At 35.8% G+C, this 16,422-nt stretch carries 17 protein-coding genes; 13 read left to right on the forward strand and 4 right to left on the reverse strand.

Annotated features, from left to right (window positions below; translation table 11 throughout):
- Positions 1-2: 2 nt before the first annotated feature.
- The 4 genes from P164_RS00315 to P164_RS00330 form a co-directional block, all read right to left on the reverse strand.
- Positions 3-1,400, reverse strand: a complete 1,398-nt coding sequence (locus P164_RS00315) for an anthranilate synthase component I family protein (protein ID WP_028374498.1) — start codon at positions 1,398-1,400, stop codon at positions 3-5.
- 206 nt (positions 1,401-1,606) lie between these two features.
- Positions 1,607-2,173, reverse strand: coding sequence for a YceI family protein (locus P164_RS00320; protein WP_028374499.1), 567 nt, complete (start codon positions 2,171-2,173; stop codon positions 1,607-1,609).
- A 20-nt stretch (positions 2,174-2,193) separates the two neighbouring features.
- The gene (locus P164_RS00325; protein ID WP_028374500.1) at positions 2,194-2,826 is read right to left on the reverse strand and encodes an NAD(P)H-dependent oxidoreductase; all 633 of its coding nucleotides are present in this window, start codon (positions 2,824-2,826) and stop codon (positions 2,194-2,196) included.
- Entirely contained in the window at positions 2,819-3,277 is a 459-nt protein-coding gene (locus tag P164_RS00330; protein ID WP_028374501.1) for a MarR family winged helix-turn-helix transcriptional regulator, read from the reverse strand. Before P164_RS00330 ends, P164_RS00325 begins: the two co-directional genes overlap by 8 nt.
- 286 nt (positions 3,278-3,563) lie before the next feature.
- Here P164_RS00330 and P164_RS00335 point away from each other — a divergent pair, with 286 nt between their 5' ends.
- The 13 genes from P164_RS00335 (at position 3,564) to P164_RS00395 (ending at position 16,406) form a co-directional block, all read left to right on the forward strand.
- A complete protein-coding gene (locus P164_RS00335) occupies positions 3,564-4,007 on the forward strand; it encodes a TlpA disulfide reductase family protein (protein ID WP_234405799.1) in 444 nt (147 codons plus the stop codon).
- Between the two features lie 24 nt (positions 4,008-4,031).
- Entirely contained in the window at positions 4,032-4,652 is a 621-nt protein-coding gene (locus tag P164_RS00340; protein WP_028374503.1) for a thioredoxin family protein, read from the forward strand.
- A 70-nt stretch (positions 4,653-4,722) separates the two neighbouring features.
- Positions 4,723-5,040: a rhodanese-like domain-containing protein gene (locus tag P164_RS00345; RefSeq protein WP_028374504.1), complete on the forward strand. Its 318-nt coding sequence runs from the start codon at positions 4,723-4,725 to the stop codon at positions 5,038-5,040.
- A 253-nt stretch (positions 5,041-5,293) separates the two neighbouring features.
- Positions 5,294-5,773 (forward strand): UpxY family transcription antiterminator, encoded by a 480-nt coding sequence (locus P164_RS00350; protein WP_028374505.1) that lies wholly within the window; start codon positions 5,294-5,296, stop codon positions 5,771-5,773.
- Between the two features lie 228 nt (positions 5,774-6,001).
- Complete coding sequence (locus P164_RS00355) at positions 6,002-7,396, forward strand: nucleotide sugar dehydrogenase (protein ID WP_028374506.1); 1,395 nt, start codon at positions 6,002-6,004, stop codon at positions 7,394-7,396.
- A gap of 35 nt (positions 7,397-7,431) precedes the next feature.
- Positions 7,432-8,544 carry a GDP-mannose 4,6-dehydratase gene (gmd, locus tag P164_RS00360; RefSeq protein ID WP_028374507.1) on the forward strand — a complete coding sequence of 371 codons (1,113 nt, stop codon included), beginning with the start codon at positions 7,432-7,434 and terminating at the stop codon, positions 8,542-8,544.
- Positions 8,545-8,659: 115 nt separating this feature from the next.
- Complete coding sequence (locus P164_RS00365) at positions 8,660-9,790, forward strand: GDP-L-fucose synthase family protein (RefSeq protein ID WP_028374508.1); 1,131 nt, start codon at positions 8,660-8,662, stop codon at positions 9,788-9,790.
- The gene (locus tag P164_RS00370) at positions 9,783-10,817 is read left to right on the forward strand and encodes an acyltransferase family protein (RefSeq protein ID WP_028374509.1); all 1,035 of its coding nucleotides are present in this window, start codon (positions 9,783-9,785) and stop codon (positions 10,815-10,817) included. Before P164_RS00365 ends, P164_RS00370 begins: the two co-directional genes overlap by 8 nt.
- A gap of 4 nt (positions 10,818-10,821) precedes the next feature.
- Positions 10,822-12,108: a hypothetical protein gene (locus tag P164_RS00375; protein ID WP_035899264.1), complete on the forward strand. Its 1,287-nt coding sequence runs from the start codon at positions 10,822-10,824 to the stop codon at positions 12,106-12,108.
- Positions 12,108-12,701 (forward strand): acyltransferase, encoded by a 594-nt coding sequence (locus tag P164_RS00380; RefSeq protein ID WP_028374511.1) that lies wholly within the window; start codon positions 12,108-12,110, stop codon positions 12,699-12,701. The genes P164_RS00375 and P164_RS00380 overlap by 1 nt, the downstream gene beginning before the upstream one ends.
- Positions 12,702-12,710: 9 nt before the next feature.
- The gene (locus P164_RS00385; protein ID WP_051621095.1) at positions 12,711-13,880 is read left to right on the forward strand and encodes a glycosyltransferase family 4 protein; all 1,170 of its coding nucleotides are present in this window, start codon (positions 12,711-12,713) and stop codon (positions 13,878-13,880) included.
- The gene (locus tag P164_RS00390; protein WP_028374512.1) at positions 13,849-15,246 is read left to right on the forward strand and encodes a hypothetical protein; all 1,398 of its coding nucleotides are present in this window, start codon (positions 13,849-13,851) and stop codon (positions 15,244-15,246) included. The genes P164_RS00385 and P164_RS00390 overlap by 32 nt, the downstream gene beginning before the upstream one ends.
- Positions 15,243-16,406 (forward strand): glycosyltransferase family 4 protein, encoded by a 1,164-nt coding sequence (locus tag P164_RS00395; RefSeq protein WP_028374513.1) that lies wholly within the window; start codon positions 15,243-15,245, stop codon positions 16,404-16,406. Before P164_RS00390 ends, P164_RS00395 begins: the two co-directional genes overlap by 4 nt.
- Positions 16,407-16,422: the final 16 nt, after the last annotated feature.

The following is a 16,422-nucleotide window of genomic DNA, read 5'->3' on the forward strand; positions in this document are numbered from 1 at the left end:
GTTTAAATTTCTTCAGCAAGTTTGAGTGCCTTAGTAAGTGCACCCAGCTTATTGTAGACTTCTTCCAGTTCTTTTTCAGGAACACTGTCACTTACGACACCGGCACCAGCCTGATAATGTAATTGGTGATTTTTACTTAAGAAGGAACGTATGATGATTGCGTGATTAAAGTTTCCGTTGAAATCCATAAAACCTATAGCGCCACCGTAAAAGTCGCGGTTTACCGTCTCGTATTTTTCAAGGAGCTTCATCGCATTGTGTTTAGGAGCACCGCTTAAGGTACCTGCCGGAAAGGTATCTGCAACCACACGCATTGTAGAAGTTTCGGGATGTTTAGTGCCTGTTACTTTACTAACCAGGTGAATCACGTGAGAGAAAAATTGAACTTCGCGATAGGTCTCTACCTGCACATTGCTGCCATTACGGCTTAGATCGTTACGCGCCAGATCTACGAGCATTACGTGCTCGCTATTTTCTTTGGCATCTTCAGATAATTTTTTGGCTAAAGCGGCATCCTGCTCATCATTACCGGTGCGTTTAAACGTACCTGCAATGGGATGAATTTCGGCTTTACCGTCCTGCACAATAAGTTGGGCTTCAGGTGAACTGCCAAATATTTTAAAATTACCGTAATCAAAATAGAACAAGTATGGCGAAGGGTTTACGCTGCGCAAGCTTCGGTAGACATTAAATTCGTCTCCACTAAATGCCTGCGAAAAACGCTTTGAAGGTACAATCTGAAAAACATCACCTCGTTGACAATGCTTTTTACACGTACTCACTAAGTCTTTAAATTCTTCATCTGTAGAAAGCGATTTACGCTCGCCCTCAAGTTTAAAACTATATTCAGCGAAACTCTTTATTTTAAGTAATTGAGCGATTTCGTCCAGATTATTCTCTTCGGAATAAGTGTGCGAAAAAATATGCGCTTCATTGTTGAAGTGATTTATGGCAATTATGTTTTGATAAACCGCATAGTAAATATCAGGAACCTGTAATGCGCCTTCTTTTTTAGAAACCTGTACATTTTCAAAATAGCGCACCGCATCATAACTCATATAGCCAAAAAGCCCATTTTGAATAAATTTCTGCTCGTTAGTTTCCGTTTCAAATTTCTTAGCAAAAGCTTCGATAATACCTACCACATCGGTTTCTGATGTGATGGGTGTTTCGTTTGTAGTTCCGTCAGGAAAAACTTCTTTGACCCGTTCATTCTGAATGGTGATAGATGCAATAGGTTTGCAACAGATATAGCTAAACGTATTATCGTTTGCACGGTAATCACTACTCTCCAGCAATAAACTATTGGGAAATTTATCACGCAATCTTAAATACACCGAAACCGGAGTAATGGTGTCTGCGAGTATTTTTTTACTAAAAGTCTTTAACGTGTACTTCATTTTTTAGGATACTATGCTACTAACAAAAAAGGCCTGTCGTGAGACAGGCCTTTTTTTATTTGAATATTAAATACAAGGTTGCTTCACGACGTTACTGTTGCGAGATCCACCACCAGATATTTACTGTTTTGTTTTTCATAATGAGCATCAAAGATAAAAATAGAATACTCAGTTAGCAAACAAATTTTAGAATTACTTTTAAAAAATTACAGTGTTAATTTTATATCTAAGGTAAAATCATCATAAATCGCTTTATCTCCTAGGTTGTCAAAGAAACTACCTGAGCCATAACGCACACCATATTTAGTACGGTCTATAGTTAATACTGTACTTAAGGTGTTACCCACTTTTACTAAATCAAAAGTTACTGGCGCTGTGGTATCTTTAATCGTTAAATCTCCTGTTACCGTATAGGTATTTCCTTTTTTTACTGCCTTAGTAATTACTAATTTAGCTGAAGGAAATTTTTCTACGCCAAAAAAGTCATCACTCTTTAGGTGACCTTCTAATTGACCTTTGCTGTCTCCTTCTAAATCTGTTACGTTGATGCTAGACATATCAATTACAAATTCACCACCGGTTATTGCATCGCCTTCCATTTGAAAAAAGCCGTCTTTTAACTGAATTGTTCCTTCGTGTTTGCCGGTTACTTTTTTACCTTCCCAGGAAATAGAGCTGCTTTTAACGCTTACTTTCTCAATAATTTCAGAAGTAAATGATGCTGCTGAAACGCCAACAGCTAAAATAAGAATTGATTTAATTGTAGTTTTCATAGTGTGTTTTAATTTAAAATTTAAATAGTTGTGAATAGTTCGTCTTGAGGACGTCTAACTTTTTTACCGTGTTGGTATTTATCGTCTTCGCTACGGTAGCCTACAGCCACCACAGCTATAGCGTGTAGCTTATCTTTTTTAAGATCTAAGATTTCATCAAATTTTGAAGCATCAAATCCTTCCATCGGGCAGGCGTCAATTTTGTGTATAGCGGCAGCGCTAAGTAAGTTGCCTATTGCAATATAAGTTTGACGAGCAGTCCAGCCGGCTTTTGCTTCTTGTGGAAGTGGTAAAAGGCTCCCTTTCATCATGTTAGCATAATCTTCCATGCTGCCGGTTTCTAAACCTTGTATGCGCTCTGCGTGTGTGATATAGCTGTCAACAAGTTCAGGACCAAAATCTGTTTGATGTGCAAACACAAAAATTTCTGAGGCATCTGTAAATTGAGACTGATTGTAACCGGCTTCTTTAAATTGTGCCTTTACTTTTTCGTCTTGAACCACAAGAATTTTATACGGCTGCAAACCGTAAGATGATGCAGAAAGTTGAACAGCTTCTTTTAAAATTTCTAAATCTTCAGCGCTTACTTTTTTAGAAGCGTCAAATTTTTTGGTGGCATAGCGCCAGTTTAAATCATCGATATACTTACTCATCTATTTTTAATTTATTTAAAAGGTTATTTAAAGTTTCTAATGCTTCGGTATTAAAATTTTCAAGTGTTAGGGTATTGAAATTTTTCGTAATCGGATCCAGTTCTTTTAACAGGTTTAAACCATCTGGGGTAATTTCGATCTCCACTTTTCTACGATTCTCAGGGCAGGTTTGTCTCTTAACCAGGTTCTTAACAATAAGTTTATCTACCAGTCGAGTTGTGTTGCTGTTTCGGTCTATCATGCGTTCCTGAATGCAAGCCAGACTTGCGGGTTTGCCTTTTTGACCTCTTAAGATGCGTAATACATTAAATTGAGGGTTACTTAGGTCGTGTTCCTTAAGTAGTGCGTTAAGTTTTTCTTCAATTAACCGTGAAGTGTAATGCAGATTGATAAGCGTTTTTGAAGCTAAATCTGTATTACTGGTAATTTTTAAATCTTCTTCAATTCTCATTATGTATGTACAATTGTTGTAGGTACAAATGTAAGACTAAAAGATAATTGATTCTAATTAATTTTAATTTTAACGCATTTTTATCGTTTTAAAAAAATCTATTCACAAAAGTCTGGAGTATTTGTGTTATACAAATCTTAAAATGCGGTTAGGGCTATGGTAAATATTTAAGTTTGCTATGGTTTTATAGAATTCTATTTTGCAGAAGTACCTATTTATTTTTCTTTTATATAGTTTATTTACCAGTTGTTCTTCCACGAATCCAATTGCGACGCAACCCATTCCTTTGGATATCGTAAGGCAGGAAGGTTTGATTTTAGAAGTTTATGATTTTGAGGGATTGAAGCCTTTATTTGCACCTGCTGAAGAGCCTACACTTAAAGTAATCAACTTTTGGGCTACATGGTGTAGTCCGTGTGTTGCAGAACTGCCGGCATTTGAACAACTGAATGAACTGTATAAAGAAGCGGGAGTTGAGGTCATTTTAATCAGCCTTGATTTTCCAGATCAAATAGCTACAAAGCTCATTCCTTTTATAAAGAAGCATAATCTTAAGTCTAAAGTTATCTACTTAGACGATCCTCATGGCAACGAATGGATTCCGCAGGTTTCCAAAGATTGGAGCGGTGCGATTCCGGCAACGGTCATTATTTCTTCTGATATGTATTCCTTTTATGAGCGCTCCTTTTCCTTTGAGCAACTGCAGAACGAAATTTTAAAATTTAAGTAATCTAATAGTCTTATTTTTCAGTATATGAAATCCTTAAAAATACTTAGTGCACTCACCCTTGTTTTAGTTGCCGCAGCGCTTGTTATAACCCGATTGGGAGATTACAAATCAGGTTATGAAGTAGGGGATGTTGCCGCAGATTTTAATCTTAAAAATGTTGATGGCTCTAGGGTATCGTTATCAGATTTTAAGGAAGCACACGGGTTTGTCGTGGTATTTACGTGCAATACCTGTCCTTTTTCAAGAGCTAATGAAGATCGCATCATCGCATTGGATAACAAATACAAAGCGTTGGGATATCCCGTAGTTGCTATAAATCCCAATAATCCTGAAGTAAGTGTGGGTGATGGTTTTGAAGCCATGCAACTTAAAGCTCGTGAACAAGGGTTCACCTTTCCGTATTTAGTTGATGAAGGTCAGCTCGTATACGCTCAATATGGAGCCACAAAAACCCCACATGTTTTTATTTTACAAAAAGAAGCAAGAGAATTAGTTGTAAAATATATAGGGGCGCTAGATGATAGTGTTCGGGATCCTGCAACCGTAACCACGAAGTTTGTAGCCGATGCGTTAGACTTACTGCTAGCTGGGAAAGCGATTACAACCACGAGTACCAAAGCAATAGGCTGTTCTATAAAAGTATAAGGTCTGTTTGCATTCTTTAAAAAGAACATTTCTTATTTTTGACTATCTAATGATCTAAAGTTTAATTACGATGAAAAATGTAACACAGGAAGAATGGGAGCAGTTGTTATCTACTGATGATAACGCATATATTTTAGATGTACGCACTCAAAATGAGGTGGACGAGGGGATACTCCCTAATTCTCATAATATTGATATTTATGAAGGTCAGGGCTTTATAGATAAGGTTAATGAACTAGACAAATCTAAAAGCTATTACATCTATTGCCGTTCTGGTAATCGCAGTGGGCAGGCTGCTCAATTGATGGATCAATTGGGTTTTGAAACCACTTATAATCTTTTAGGAGGTTTTATGGAGTGGGATGGTGAAGTAACGTATCAGGAGTAATCATTTTACTTTCATAAAAACATTTTAAAGAGCCTTACGGGCTCTTTTTTAATTACTTAAAATTCCTATAATTTAAAAGCGATTTTATGTTATACTAACAACGTTTGCGTAGCGTTTTGTAGGTGATGCTATTTTGTGAAAGCCGAAATTTAATGCTAAATTATCCTTGTTTAACGTTTGGTTTTGGTTATTTTCGCGCCTTAATTAATCTTAAATAGTTCTTAATAGAGAGCTAAAATCGAGCCTCAGCTGCATGAGTTGGTACGTACTGTATGTAAAATCAAAGTCAGAGAAAAAAGTAGCAACGGCGCTTCAGAATTTGGGTATCGATGTTTTTTGCCCAACTATCACCGAACTGAAAGTCTGGAGTGACCGCAAAAAGAAGGTAGAAACCCCCCTGTTTAAATCCTATATATTTGTCAATTTAGCCGCCTCAGAACGCAATGCTGTATTTGCCGTGGCCGGAGTGGTGCGTTATTTATTTTGGTTGGGGGAGCCGGCAGTTGTTAGAGATGAAGAGATTGAAGTCATTAAGAATTGGTTAGACCACGATAATTTAGATAGCATAGCGCTTGAGAATTATGTGCCCGGTGCTAACGTTCAACTCACCAAAGGAGTGTTGAAAGGGCGGGAAGCCGAAATTATAGCCGTTAGCGGAAAAAAAATGCGTCTGTATTTAAAGTGTTTGGGGATGATCGTAGAGGCCAAATTTAAAGATGTTTTGGATGAATAGGATGTGATTCTTAGAAACGTCCCCTCTGTATTAGCATTAAATTAGATGAAAATACACTTTTTGTTCTCTTAAAAAAGTGTGAAATTGCGGAGCTTGAGCAGTAGTGTTAAAGCTCAGAAAAATAGATTTTTAGTTCAATAAAGGGAGTCAGTTCTGTGACTCACAACGGCGAAGCCATGTTTAGATGCTGTTGAATTTATAAATATGGTCACTTAAAACATATTCAAAATGAAAGTAAAAAATATCTGTTGTATTGGTGCCGGTTACGTAGGAGGTCCTACGATGGCGATCATCGCTCAAAAAGCACCCGGAATCAACGTAACTGTTGTAGATATCAACGAAAAACGTATCGCAGCCTGGAATGCTGCAGACGTTAATAATATTCCCATTTACGAGCCGGGATTGGCGGAAGTGGTGGCCGAAGCCAGAGGGCGTAATTTGTTTTTTTCTACAGATGTTGACCAGGCCATTGATGAAGCCGACATGATTTTTATTTCGGTTAATACCCCTACTAAGACGTATGGAATTGGTAAAGGGATGGCTGCAGATTTGAAGTTTATTGAGTTGTGTGCCCGTCAAATTGCACGGGTTTCTAAAACCGATAAAATTGTAGTTGAGAAATCAACACTTCCGGTACGCACCGCAGAAGCCTTGAAGAGTATTTTAGATACTACTGGTAATGGGGTGAATTTTCAAATCCTCTCCAATCCCGAGTTTTTAGCGGAAGGAACTGCAGTAGCCGATTTACAAGCTCCGGATCGTGTGTTGATAGGAGGTGATTTAGACACCGATGCGGGTAGAGCAGCCATAAAAGCATTGGTTGACGTCTATGCGCACTGGGTTCCTCAAGAACATATATTAACTACCAATGTTTGGTCTTCCGAACTTTCTAAACTCACGGCTAACGCCTTTTTAGCACAGCGTGTTTCCAGTATCAACGCCTTATCAGAGTTGTGTGAGCAAACAGGTGCAGATATTAAAGAAGTGGCAAAGGCGATAGGTATGGACAGCCGTATAGGACCTAAATTTTTACAGGCATCTGTAGGATTTGGGGGGTCATGCTTTCAAAAAGATATTTTGAACCTGGTGTATATCGCCAAGTCCTTTGGTCTGCATGAAGTTGCCGATTATTGGGAGCAGGTCATCATTATGAACGATCACCAGAAGCGGCGTTTTGCGGCGAAGATGGTCAAAACATTATACAATACCGTTTCGGGTAAGAAAATAGCCATGTTGGGCTGGGCATTTAAAAAAGACACCAACGATACGCGGGAATCTGCAGCCATTTATGTGGCCGATTATTTATTGAATGAGCGCGCCGAAGTCGTGGTATATGATCCTAAAGTAAGCCAAGAACAAATCTTAGCCGATTTAGACTATTTAGGCACCCGCACCGAAGCAGAGAACCGCGCAGCTATTACTGTGGTAAACAGCGCTATTGAAGCAACTCAGGGTGCTCACGCCATTGCCATTATGACCGAGTGGGATGCATTTAAAGATTTAGACTGGAAACACGTTTATGAAGAGATGCTTAAACCGGCGTTTCTGTTTGACGGGCGCAGACTCTTAGACCGTCACGAACTGGAAGCTCTAGGATTTGATTTTTATGCAATAGGTTCCTAACACATTTAAAACATTATTTTTTATACCCATCAATTATGAAAGTAGCATTAATCACCGGCGTTACGGGCCAGGACGGCGCTTATTTAAGTGAATTTTTATTAAAAAAAGGATATCAGGTACACGGCTTAAAGCGCAGGTCATCCCTGTTTAATACCGATCGTATCGATCATTTGTATCAGGACCCTCATGTAGAACACCGTAATTTTATATTGCATTATGGGGATATGACCGATAGTACGAATCTGATTCGTTTGATTCAGGAAATACAACCTGATGAAATCTATAATCTGGCTGCGATGAGTCACGTGCAGGTTTCGTTTGAAGTTCCGGAATATACGGGTAATGCAGATGGTTTAGGTACACTACGTATTCTAGATGCCGTGCGTTTATTAGGCTTAGGCGATAAAACACGAATCTATCAGGCGTCTACTTCCGAGTTATATGGTAAAGTACAGGAAGTTCCACAAACGGAAACGACTCCTTTTTACCCACGTTCTCCATATGCTGTTGCAAAAATGTATGCGTATTGGATTACCGTAAATTACCGCGAAGCCTATGGGATGTATGCCTGTAATGGTATTTTATTCAATCACGAGTCTCCAATACGTGGAGAAACTTTCGTTACCCGTAAAATTACCCGTGCCGCTTCGCGTATTGCTTTAGGACTTCAGGATAAAATTTATTTAGGAAATCTAGATGCGAAACGCGACTGGGGTCATGCCAAAGATTACGTGCGTATGATGTGGATGATTTTACAGGCAGACGAAGCTGAAGACTGGGTGATCGCAACTAATAAAACTACACCGGTACGTGAATTTGTACGTATGGCTTTTGGACATGCCGGTATTGAATTGGAGTTTAAAGGAGAAGGAGTTGATGAGAAAGGCTATGTCAAAGCATGTAACAACCCGGAATACCAACTCGAAATAGGGAAAGAGGTATTGGCTGTTGATCCTAAATATTTTAGACCTACGGAAGTTGACTTATTGATTGGTGACGCTACGAAAGCCAAAGAAAAATTAGGTTGGGTGCCTGAGTATACCCTTCAGGACTTGGTTGAAGATATGATGCAGAGTGATTTGAATCTTATGAAAAAAGATCAGTACCTGAAAGATGGGGGTTATCAAATTTTAAATTACTTCGAATAACTAAGATTCCCTCATCCCCCGAGTCTTTCTCTTCAGGGGGAGCAGGGAGGGGATTGTAACTACGAGACGATTTGTTTTAATAAAGTTTAGGTATCGTAAATGCGTTTGAAAAAGTATGAATAAAGATTCTAAAATATATATTGCAGGGCATCGCGGACTGGTAGGTTCGGCAATTGTGAAAAACCTGAAGTCTAAGGGATATGCTAATCTGGTGTATCGTAGCAGTAGCGAACTTGACCTAAGGGATTCCAATCAGGTTGCTGCTTTTTTTCAGACAGAACAGCCCGAATATGTTTTTTTAGCTGCAGCAAAAGTTGGGGGTATTGTAGCCAACAACACCTACAGGGCCGATTTTATTTATGAAAACCTGATGATTCAAAACCATGTGATTCATCAGGCTTATAAACATGCCGTTAAAAAGCTGTTGTTTTTGGGGAGTACGTGTATATACCCTAAAGTCTGTCCCCAACCTATGAAAGAGGAGTACTTGTTGACGGATGTTTTAGAATATACTAATGAGCCGTATGCCATTGCAAAAATTGCAGGGATCAAGATGTGTGAGAGTTACAACCTGCAATACGGTACCAACTTCATTTCGGTAATGCCTACTAATTTGTATGGTCCTAACGATAATTTTGATTTAGAAAAATCACACGTTCTACCTGCTTTAATTCGTAAAATGCATTTGGGGAAAGCACTGGAGCAAAATAACTGGGACAGCCTAAAGGCTGATTTGAATAAGCTGCCGATTGAAGGGGTAGATGGTAATGCCACCGAGCAAGAAATTCTAGATATTCTAAAAAAATATGGAATTCGTAGTTCCTCACTCCTGGGGGGAGGTCAGGAGGGTGATGTGGTACAGGTAGAAATCTGGGGTACCGGTAAACCCATGCGTGAATTTTTATGGAGTGAAGACATGGCAGATGCCTGTGTCTTTATTATGGAAAACCGGGATTTTCAAGACGTGGTTCCGAACGGAGTGAAGGAATCTCATACTAAACCGGAAATACGCAACACCCACATCAACATCGGTACCGGTGAAGACATCTCCATTTGCGACCTGGCACATCTTGTCAAAAAAACAGTAGGTTTCAATGGGGAACTTTATTTCAACACCGATAAGCCCGATGGTACCATGAAGAAACTGACCGATGTATCTAAATTGAACGATTTGGGATGGGAATATCAGGTTAAACTAGAAGAAGGAATTAAAGAAGCATTTAATTGGTACAGTAAAAATGATTAATAAAATTGTCAATATTTCTCCCGGACTATTTCGACTACTTTTAGCCTTCATCGTAGTAGTTTTTCATTCTGTTGATTTTCTTACGATAGGCCATGCAGCTGTTTATATTTTTTTCGTACTTAGCGGATACTGGATATTTAGAATGTATTCTGAAAAATATGTAAACTTTAAGAATGCGTATTGGGTTTATATAAGGAGCCGTTTATGGAGGATATTTCCTATTTATTGGTTAATTCTAGTTTTTTCTATTGGAATACATTACTTTCTAAGTTCAGTTGGTTTTAAGCCTTTCTTTAGGGATTATGTTATTTCAAATTTTATTTTGTTGGGAGAAGGAATTAATAATGCAAAATATTTTATTGGTTCAGCTTGGTCTTTGGATATTGAATTACAATTCTATTTGATTGCTCCTTTACTGCTGTATTTTTTAATGAAAAGAGGGGGGCTATTTCTGATAATTTCATTTGGCTTTGTACTGGTATCCTATATATATAATTACAGTTTATTTAAATTAGAAACTATTTTACTATATCTACCCTATTTCATTTTAGGGGGGATGATTTATAAACTAAAATTAAAGTCAACTAGTTTTTGGGCGCTAACAAGTTTATTAGTGTCCTTTTCTTTTTTAGGAATACACTATTTGTATCCTGAGCTCAAAGCTTTGCTATTCGATAAAAATCCTTTTCTATATGGTGTAATTTACCAAGAATATGTAAACATAATTTTAACGATTCTTATCCTGCCTTTTCTAATTTATAATATACATCAGGTAATAAAAAGAAGGGAGTTAGATGCTGTTTTATCTTCAATGTCTTATGTGATTTATTTGCTACATTGGCCGCTATTACAGGTTTACGCATATCTAATTGATGGAGTTAGTTTAAGTTTAAAATTCTTATATCTATTGTCATACTACATAATAACAATTCTTTTATCTTATATAATTAGTATCTCTTACGACAACGAATCTGAAAAGCGAAGAAGAGCATGGCTTAAATTGCAAGTTTACAAAACTAATAAGTAGTTTAATGTCAGGAAACAGAAAGATCAGATCGTCTTTGCTTTATCAAAAAATTTTTTCTTGGACAAAATTAGTGAGTTTGGCAGGATCATCCCAGATACTTATTCAAGTATTAGGATTATTAGGAGGTATTTTAATAATTAGACTTTTAACCAAACAAGAATATGCATATTATACCCTTGCAAATACAATGCTAGGAACTATGACGCTACTCGCAGATGGAGGAGTGGCAGCAGGAGTGGTGGCTGAAGGGGGTAAGATTTGGAAAAACAAGGTAAAACTAGGAGTAGTACTTGAAACAGGTCTTAATCTTAGAAAAAAATTTGCTTTTTACAGTTTATTGGTTTCAATTCCTGTTTTACTGTACTTACTTATTAATAATAATGCATCTTGGTATACAGCAATACTTATTACAGCGTGTTTAATACCTGCGTTTTTATCGGCCTTATCTGATACCATTTTACAAGTTCCATTAAAGTTACATCAAGAGGTTAAGGATTTACAAAAAAACCAGATAATCGTTGCCTTAGTGCGACTTTTGTTAATAAGTTCTTCCATGTTTTTTCTCCCATTTACTTTTATTGCTCTTTTAGCAAATGGAATTCCTAGAATATTTGGGAATCGTAGACTTAAAAAGATCGCTGAACGTCATGTAGATTATGAGGTAGAAGCCAGCGAAGAGGTGCAAAAGCGGATTCTTATAATGGTTAAAAGAATTTTGCCCGGTACCATTTATTTCTGTTTATCAGCACAGATAATTATTTGGATTTTGTCCTTCTACGGTTCAACTGAAGAAATTGCTAATGTAGGTGCTTTATACCGTATAGCTACGATATTAATCGTCATGGATGTAATTTTTAATACCTTGATTTTGCCGCGCTTTGCAAGGCTTCAGGCAGATGGGGCTATGCTCTTAACTAGAAGTATTCAAATTTTAGCTTTAGCTTTTTTAACACTTGCATTTATAGCTTCAGCAATTTATATTTTATCAGATTACGCTTTATGGGTTTTAGGAGATGAATATGCAGGTCTTAATTTTGAGTTGTTGCTAATAATTTTAGGTATGGGAATACAAAATATCGCACATTTAACGCTCTCATTAGCGAATAGCAAAGGATGGGTTTTAAATCCCCTACTGTCAATTAGTATAAATATTATCGTACTGGTACTAGGTATATTTATATTCAATCTAAAATCTATTATAGGTATTCTTACTTTTAATATATTTATTGCTGCCGGACAATTTTTGATGAATTCATTATATCTTTTCTACAAAACAAAAATCACACAATAATGGCTGAATTGTCATTTTTATGGAAACATAGGAGTAAATTTTCTCTAACCTCTATTAATTTCTATAAGGCCTGGGCAAAGCGTTTTTTGACATTGCCTGCACTTCTAAAAAGAAATTGGAGAAGTTTTAAACTGCGTCAAAAAGGGGCTTCGATATCTCCCACAGCAGAGATAGGAGTAATTAAAGCTAGCGGTAATAAAAAAAACTTATCAATAGGAGCAAATAGTTCTATTGGTAGGGTTGAGTTTGCCTTGCATACAAAAATAGTTGTTGGCAATAATGTCTGTATAAATGACGGCGTTATTATATTAACTGCATCTCATAATTTGAATGACCCGTTATGGAGACATAAAACGGGTGATATACTTATAAAAGATTATGCCTGGATTGCTACTAACTCAATACTATTGCCCGGGGTTACAATAGGTAAGGGTGCTGTAGTAGGAGCTGGAGCCGTAGTATCTAAAAGTGTAGGTGATTATCATATTGTAACTGGTAATCCTGCTCAGCCTATTTCAAAGTATAGAATTGAAGATTTGAAATATAATCCTTGTGAATTTTTAGCAGCTAATCAAGCCTGGTTAGTTGGTTAATAGAATAAAGTGAAAGTACCTAAAGTTATTTATACCGCACCAAACAGAGCTCACCATTACATTTACGCTGTAGGGCTAGAAGGTCAAGGTCTGCTCTACAAATTTATATCTGGTTTTTCAAGATTAAGTAAGCGATCTAAAATTGATTTGCCTAAGAACAAAGTGGAACGAGTTGATTTTTTACAAAGTATTTATGTTTTATCCCTAAGGTTTAAGCTCCCATATTCAATAAGTCAATTTCTAAGTTTAATGGCTAAAATTGAACAGGATCTCAGGTCAGGATTTTATATAGAAGAAGCAGATATCTTTATATACTATAACGGCTGTGGTTTATATAGTGCAAGAAAGTTTAAAAAAAAAGGGGGTATAACTATCGTAGAAGCTGTTAATAGCCACGTATGGTATCAAGAAAAGCTTTTAGAGGAAGAGCATTTAAAATTGAATTTACCTTTTAAAAAATTTAATAAACTAGAAGTTAAAAGAAGAATTAAAGAATATCAAGAAGCAGATTATATTTTGGTTCCTTCACAATTTGTGAAAGACAGCTTTCTTGAAAATGGCTTTGTTGAAGAGAAAATTATTAAAGTACCTTTTGGATTTAAAGCGCAAGACAATTTAAATCCTGGTAATAAATTAAAAACTTCATTTCCATCCATTAATATTTTATTTGTGGGAAGTGTAAGTGTGAGAAAGGGGCTTCGCTACTTAATTAAGGCACTTGACTCTTTGAATGATTTAAATGTTAATTTAACCGTTGTAGGTCCTAGATCTATTTATACAGGTATAGAGGATTTGAAACTAAATTCGAACATTAGATTTACAGGTGCTTTAAAAGGAGCTGAATTAGAAAGAGAATTTCTAAATGCAGATTTATTTTGTCTTCCTACCATAGAGGAGGGTTTAGCTCTGGTAATAGGAGAGGCGTTGTCATATGGTTTGCCGGTTATAACCACTGTTAATTCTGGCGCTAGTGAAATTATGAGTGAGGGTAGGGAAGGATTTATAGTACCCATAAGAGATGTTAGCTCCCTAGCTTCTAAAATAAAATTGCTGGTATTGGATGAACAATTGAGATCTGATATGAGTGAAAATGCATTTGAATTGGCTAAAACTTTTAAAGGATGGGAGTCAACAATTTTAAATTTAAATGAAAAACTATCAGAAATTAGAAAATATTGATTTGAATTTTGTCAACCACTTAGATAATAAGACTAAATTTTTTCGATTTCTTTTTTATTTACTGTTATTTCTTCTGGTCTTTGAGGGAATTACAAGGAAGTTCTTGCCAGGTTCTTTATCAAATATTTTATTTTTTTTTAAAGATTTTATCTGTGTTTTTATAGTTTTTCAATTTGCAATTAAAAAACTCTCAGTTAATTCTAATTATATACTTAGAAAGTGGAAAATTTTAAGTATTCTTTTTTTTCCTTTGTTTTTTATCCACTCTTTTTATGATCCTATTTTAATACTATGGGGTGGTAAGCTTTATTTACTATACGTCGCACTTGCCATATTAACTATTGAAGCCTTCAATTCGCTAGAAGCTTTTAAAAGATTATATTTTATTGTTTCAATTTTGGTTGTGGCAACTACATGCTTTGCTGTGATACAGCAATCTCTCCCTCATTCGCATTGGATAAATCTTTCTGTTACCGGCGATTCATTAGAACACTTCAGTTCAGCAGGTGAATTACGGTTAAGTTCTACTTTTTCATTTGCTGGTCAATATGCGTATTTTCTTAATTTTTCGGGTTGTTTTGTTATCGGCGGAATGTTTTTGGACATTCAGAGAGGTTTTAAACTCTTTGGAGGCTATAATCTATTACTTAAAATTATTGTGATAATTAGCTTAATTATTGGCGTTTTTATAACTGGTGGGCGTGCTGCAGTGCTAGGTGTGGCTGCTACTGCAGTTATAGGCTTAATGTTATCTTTAATTAAGTATAGGGCCTATGTTATAAAAAAAACTTTTGCCCCTATTCTTTTAGGTATCATTTTAGTAGCTGTAGCGCAAGTCGTAAAACCGGAATATTTTAAAGCCTACAATAAACGGGCTCAAGGGTATAATGGGGTTAGTAATTCACAAGAGATGCAAAATCGAATTTTTGGCGCTTATGAAGATGGATTTAATGAGATAGCTAAAGAAAATTCTTTTGTAGATCTGTTTTTTGGAAAAGGCATAGGTGTGATGACAAATGGTGCAGATAAAGTAAGCAACTATGCAAACAAAATTAGATCTAAAGTAGCCTGGACAGAAACAGATTTTTACACAACAAGTTGGGAGGGGGGATTATACCTAATTATCTTGTGGTATGCTTTTCGAATTGCAATTATATTTAAATGCTTTGGAGTTTGGAGGTCATTAAAATTCAAGAAATTTACTTTAGCAGGTTCATTCCTTTTAGCATATATACTAGTAACCGGTTTAATAGGAAGCTTAAGTATTCAACCACCCTTGAGTATATATTGGTGGATCTCAATAGGTTTAATTTTTGTAATAAAATATTTAGATAATCAATTAATTAAAAAAGAAATAGCATTATGAGAAAATTAGTTTTTATAAATTCTCATCCAATACAATATTTTGTCCCATTGTATAAATTTCTTGTAGAAAAAGGTATTGATTGTAAAGCTTGGTATTGTTCTGACGAGTCGTTAAATACAAGATTAGATAAAGAATTTGGGGTAAAGATGAAATATGATATCCCATTATTAGAGGGTTATGAATCTAAGTTTTTTAAAAACTATTCTTGGAAACCTTCACATTTTAATGGTTTTTTTGGTCTTATTAATTTTGGTGTTATAAAGCAGTTTTTCAAGACTAAAGATACTTTAGTTATAATCCACGGTTGGCATTATTTCACGCATTTTTTTTCTCTTATTATTGGATCTTTTAGTCAAAATAAAATTGCTTTAAGAGTGGAGACACCACTAAATCAAGAGCAGACACAAAGCGGTGTAAAGAACAAAATACGAAGAGCTATTCTCAGGTATTTGATTTTTCCCAGAATTGATTATTTTTTATATATCGGAAAATATAACAACGATTTTTTTATTGATTTAGGTGTTGATAAAAATAGTCTGATTCATTGCCCTTATGCTGTAGATAATGAAAGGTTTCAAAAAAGTTTCAAGGATTTATTGCCTTTTCGAAACGATCTAAGATCCAAAATGGGAATTGGAATTCAGCATAAAGTAATTCTTTATTCAGGTAAATATATAGCTAAAAAAAATCCACTCGACTTGCTAAAAGCCTTTAATAAACTTGATAATTCTAGCTATTGGTTAATTATGGTAGGGGAGGGAGTTTTGAGAAAAGAGTTAGAGGAGTACATAAGAGAAAATAACGTAAAACAGGTTATACTAACGGGATTTATAAATCAATCAAGAATAGCTGAGTACTATACTGTTGCTGATCTTTTTGTAATGTGTTCAGGTAATGCAGAAACCTGGGGTTTATCAACTAATGAAGCAATGAATTTTAATTTGCCTGTAGTTATTTCTGATAGAACAGGATGTTCCGCAGATCTTGTTGAAGAGGGTGTAAATGGCTATACTTATCCATTAAATGATATTGATGCATTATCAGAACGAATAAAAGACGTTTTAGAACATAAAAAATTAAGTTTTACTAGAAGTTCTCAGGAAATCATAAATGACTTTAGCTATAATACTATAAGCGAAAATCTCAAAAGCATACTATAAAAATAGCCTAAAGATT

The sequence above is a fragment of the Leeuwenhoekiella sp. MAR_2009_132 genome, assembly GCF_000687915.1.
Lineage (GTDB): Bacteria > Bacteroidota > Bacteroidia > Flavobacteriales > Flavobacteriaceae > Leeuwenhoekiella.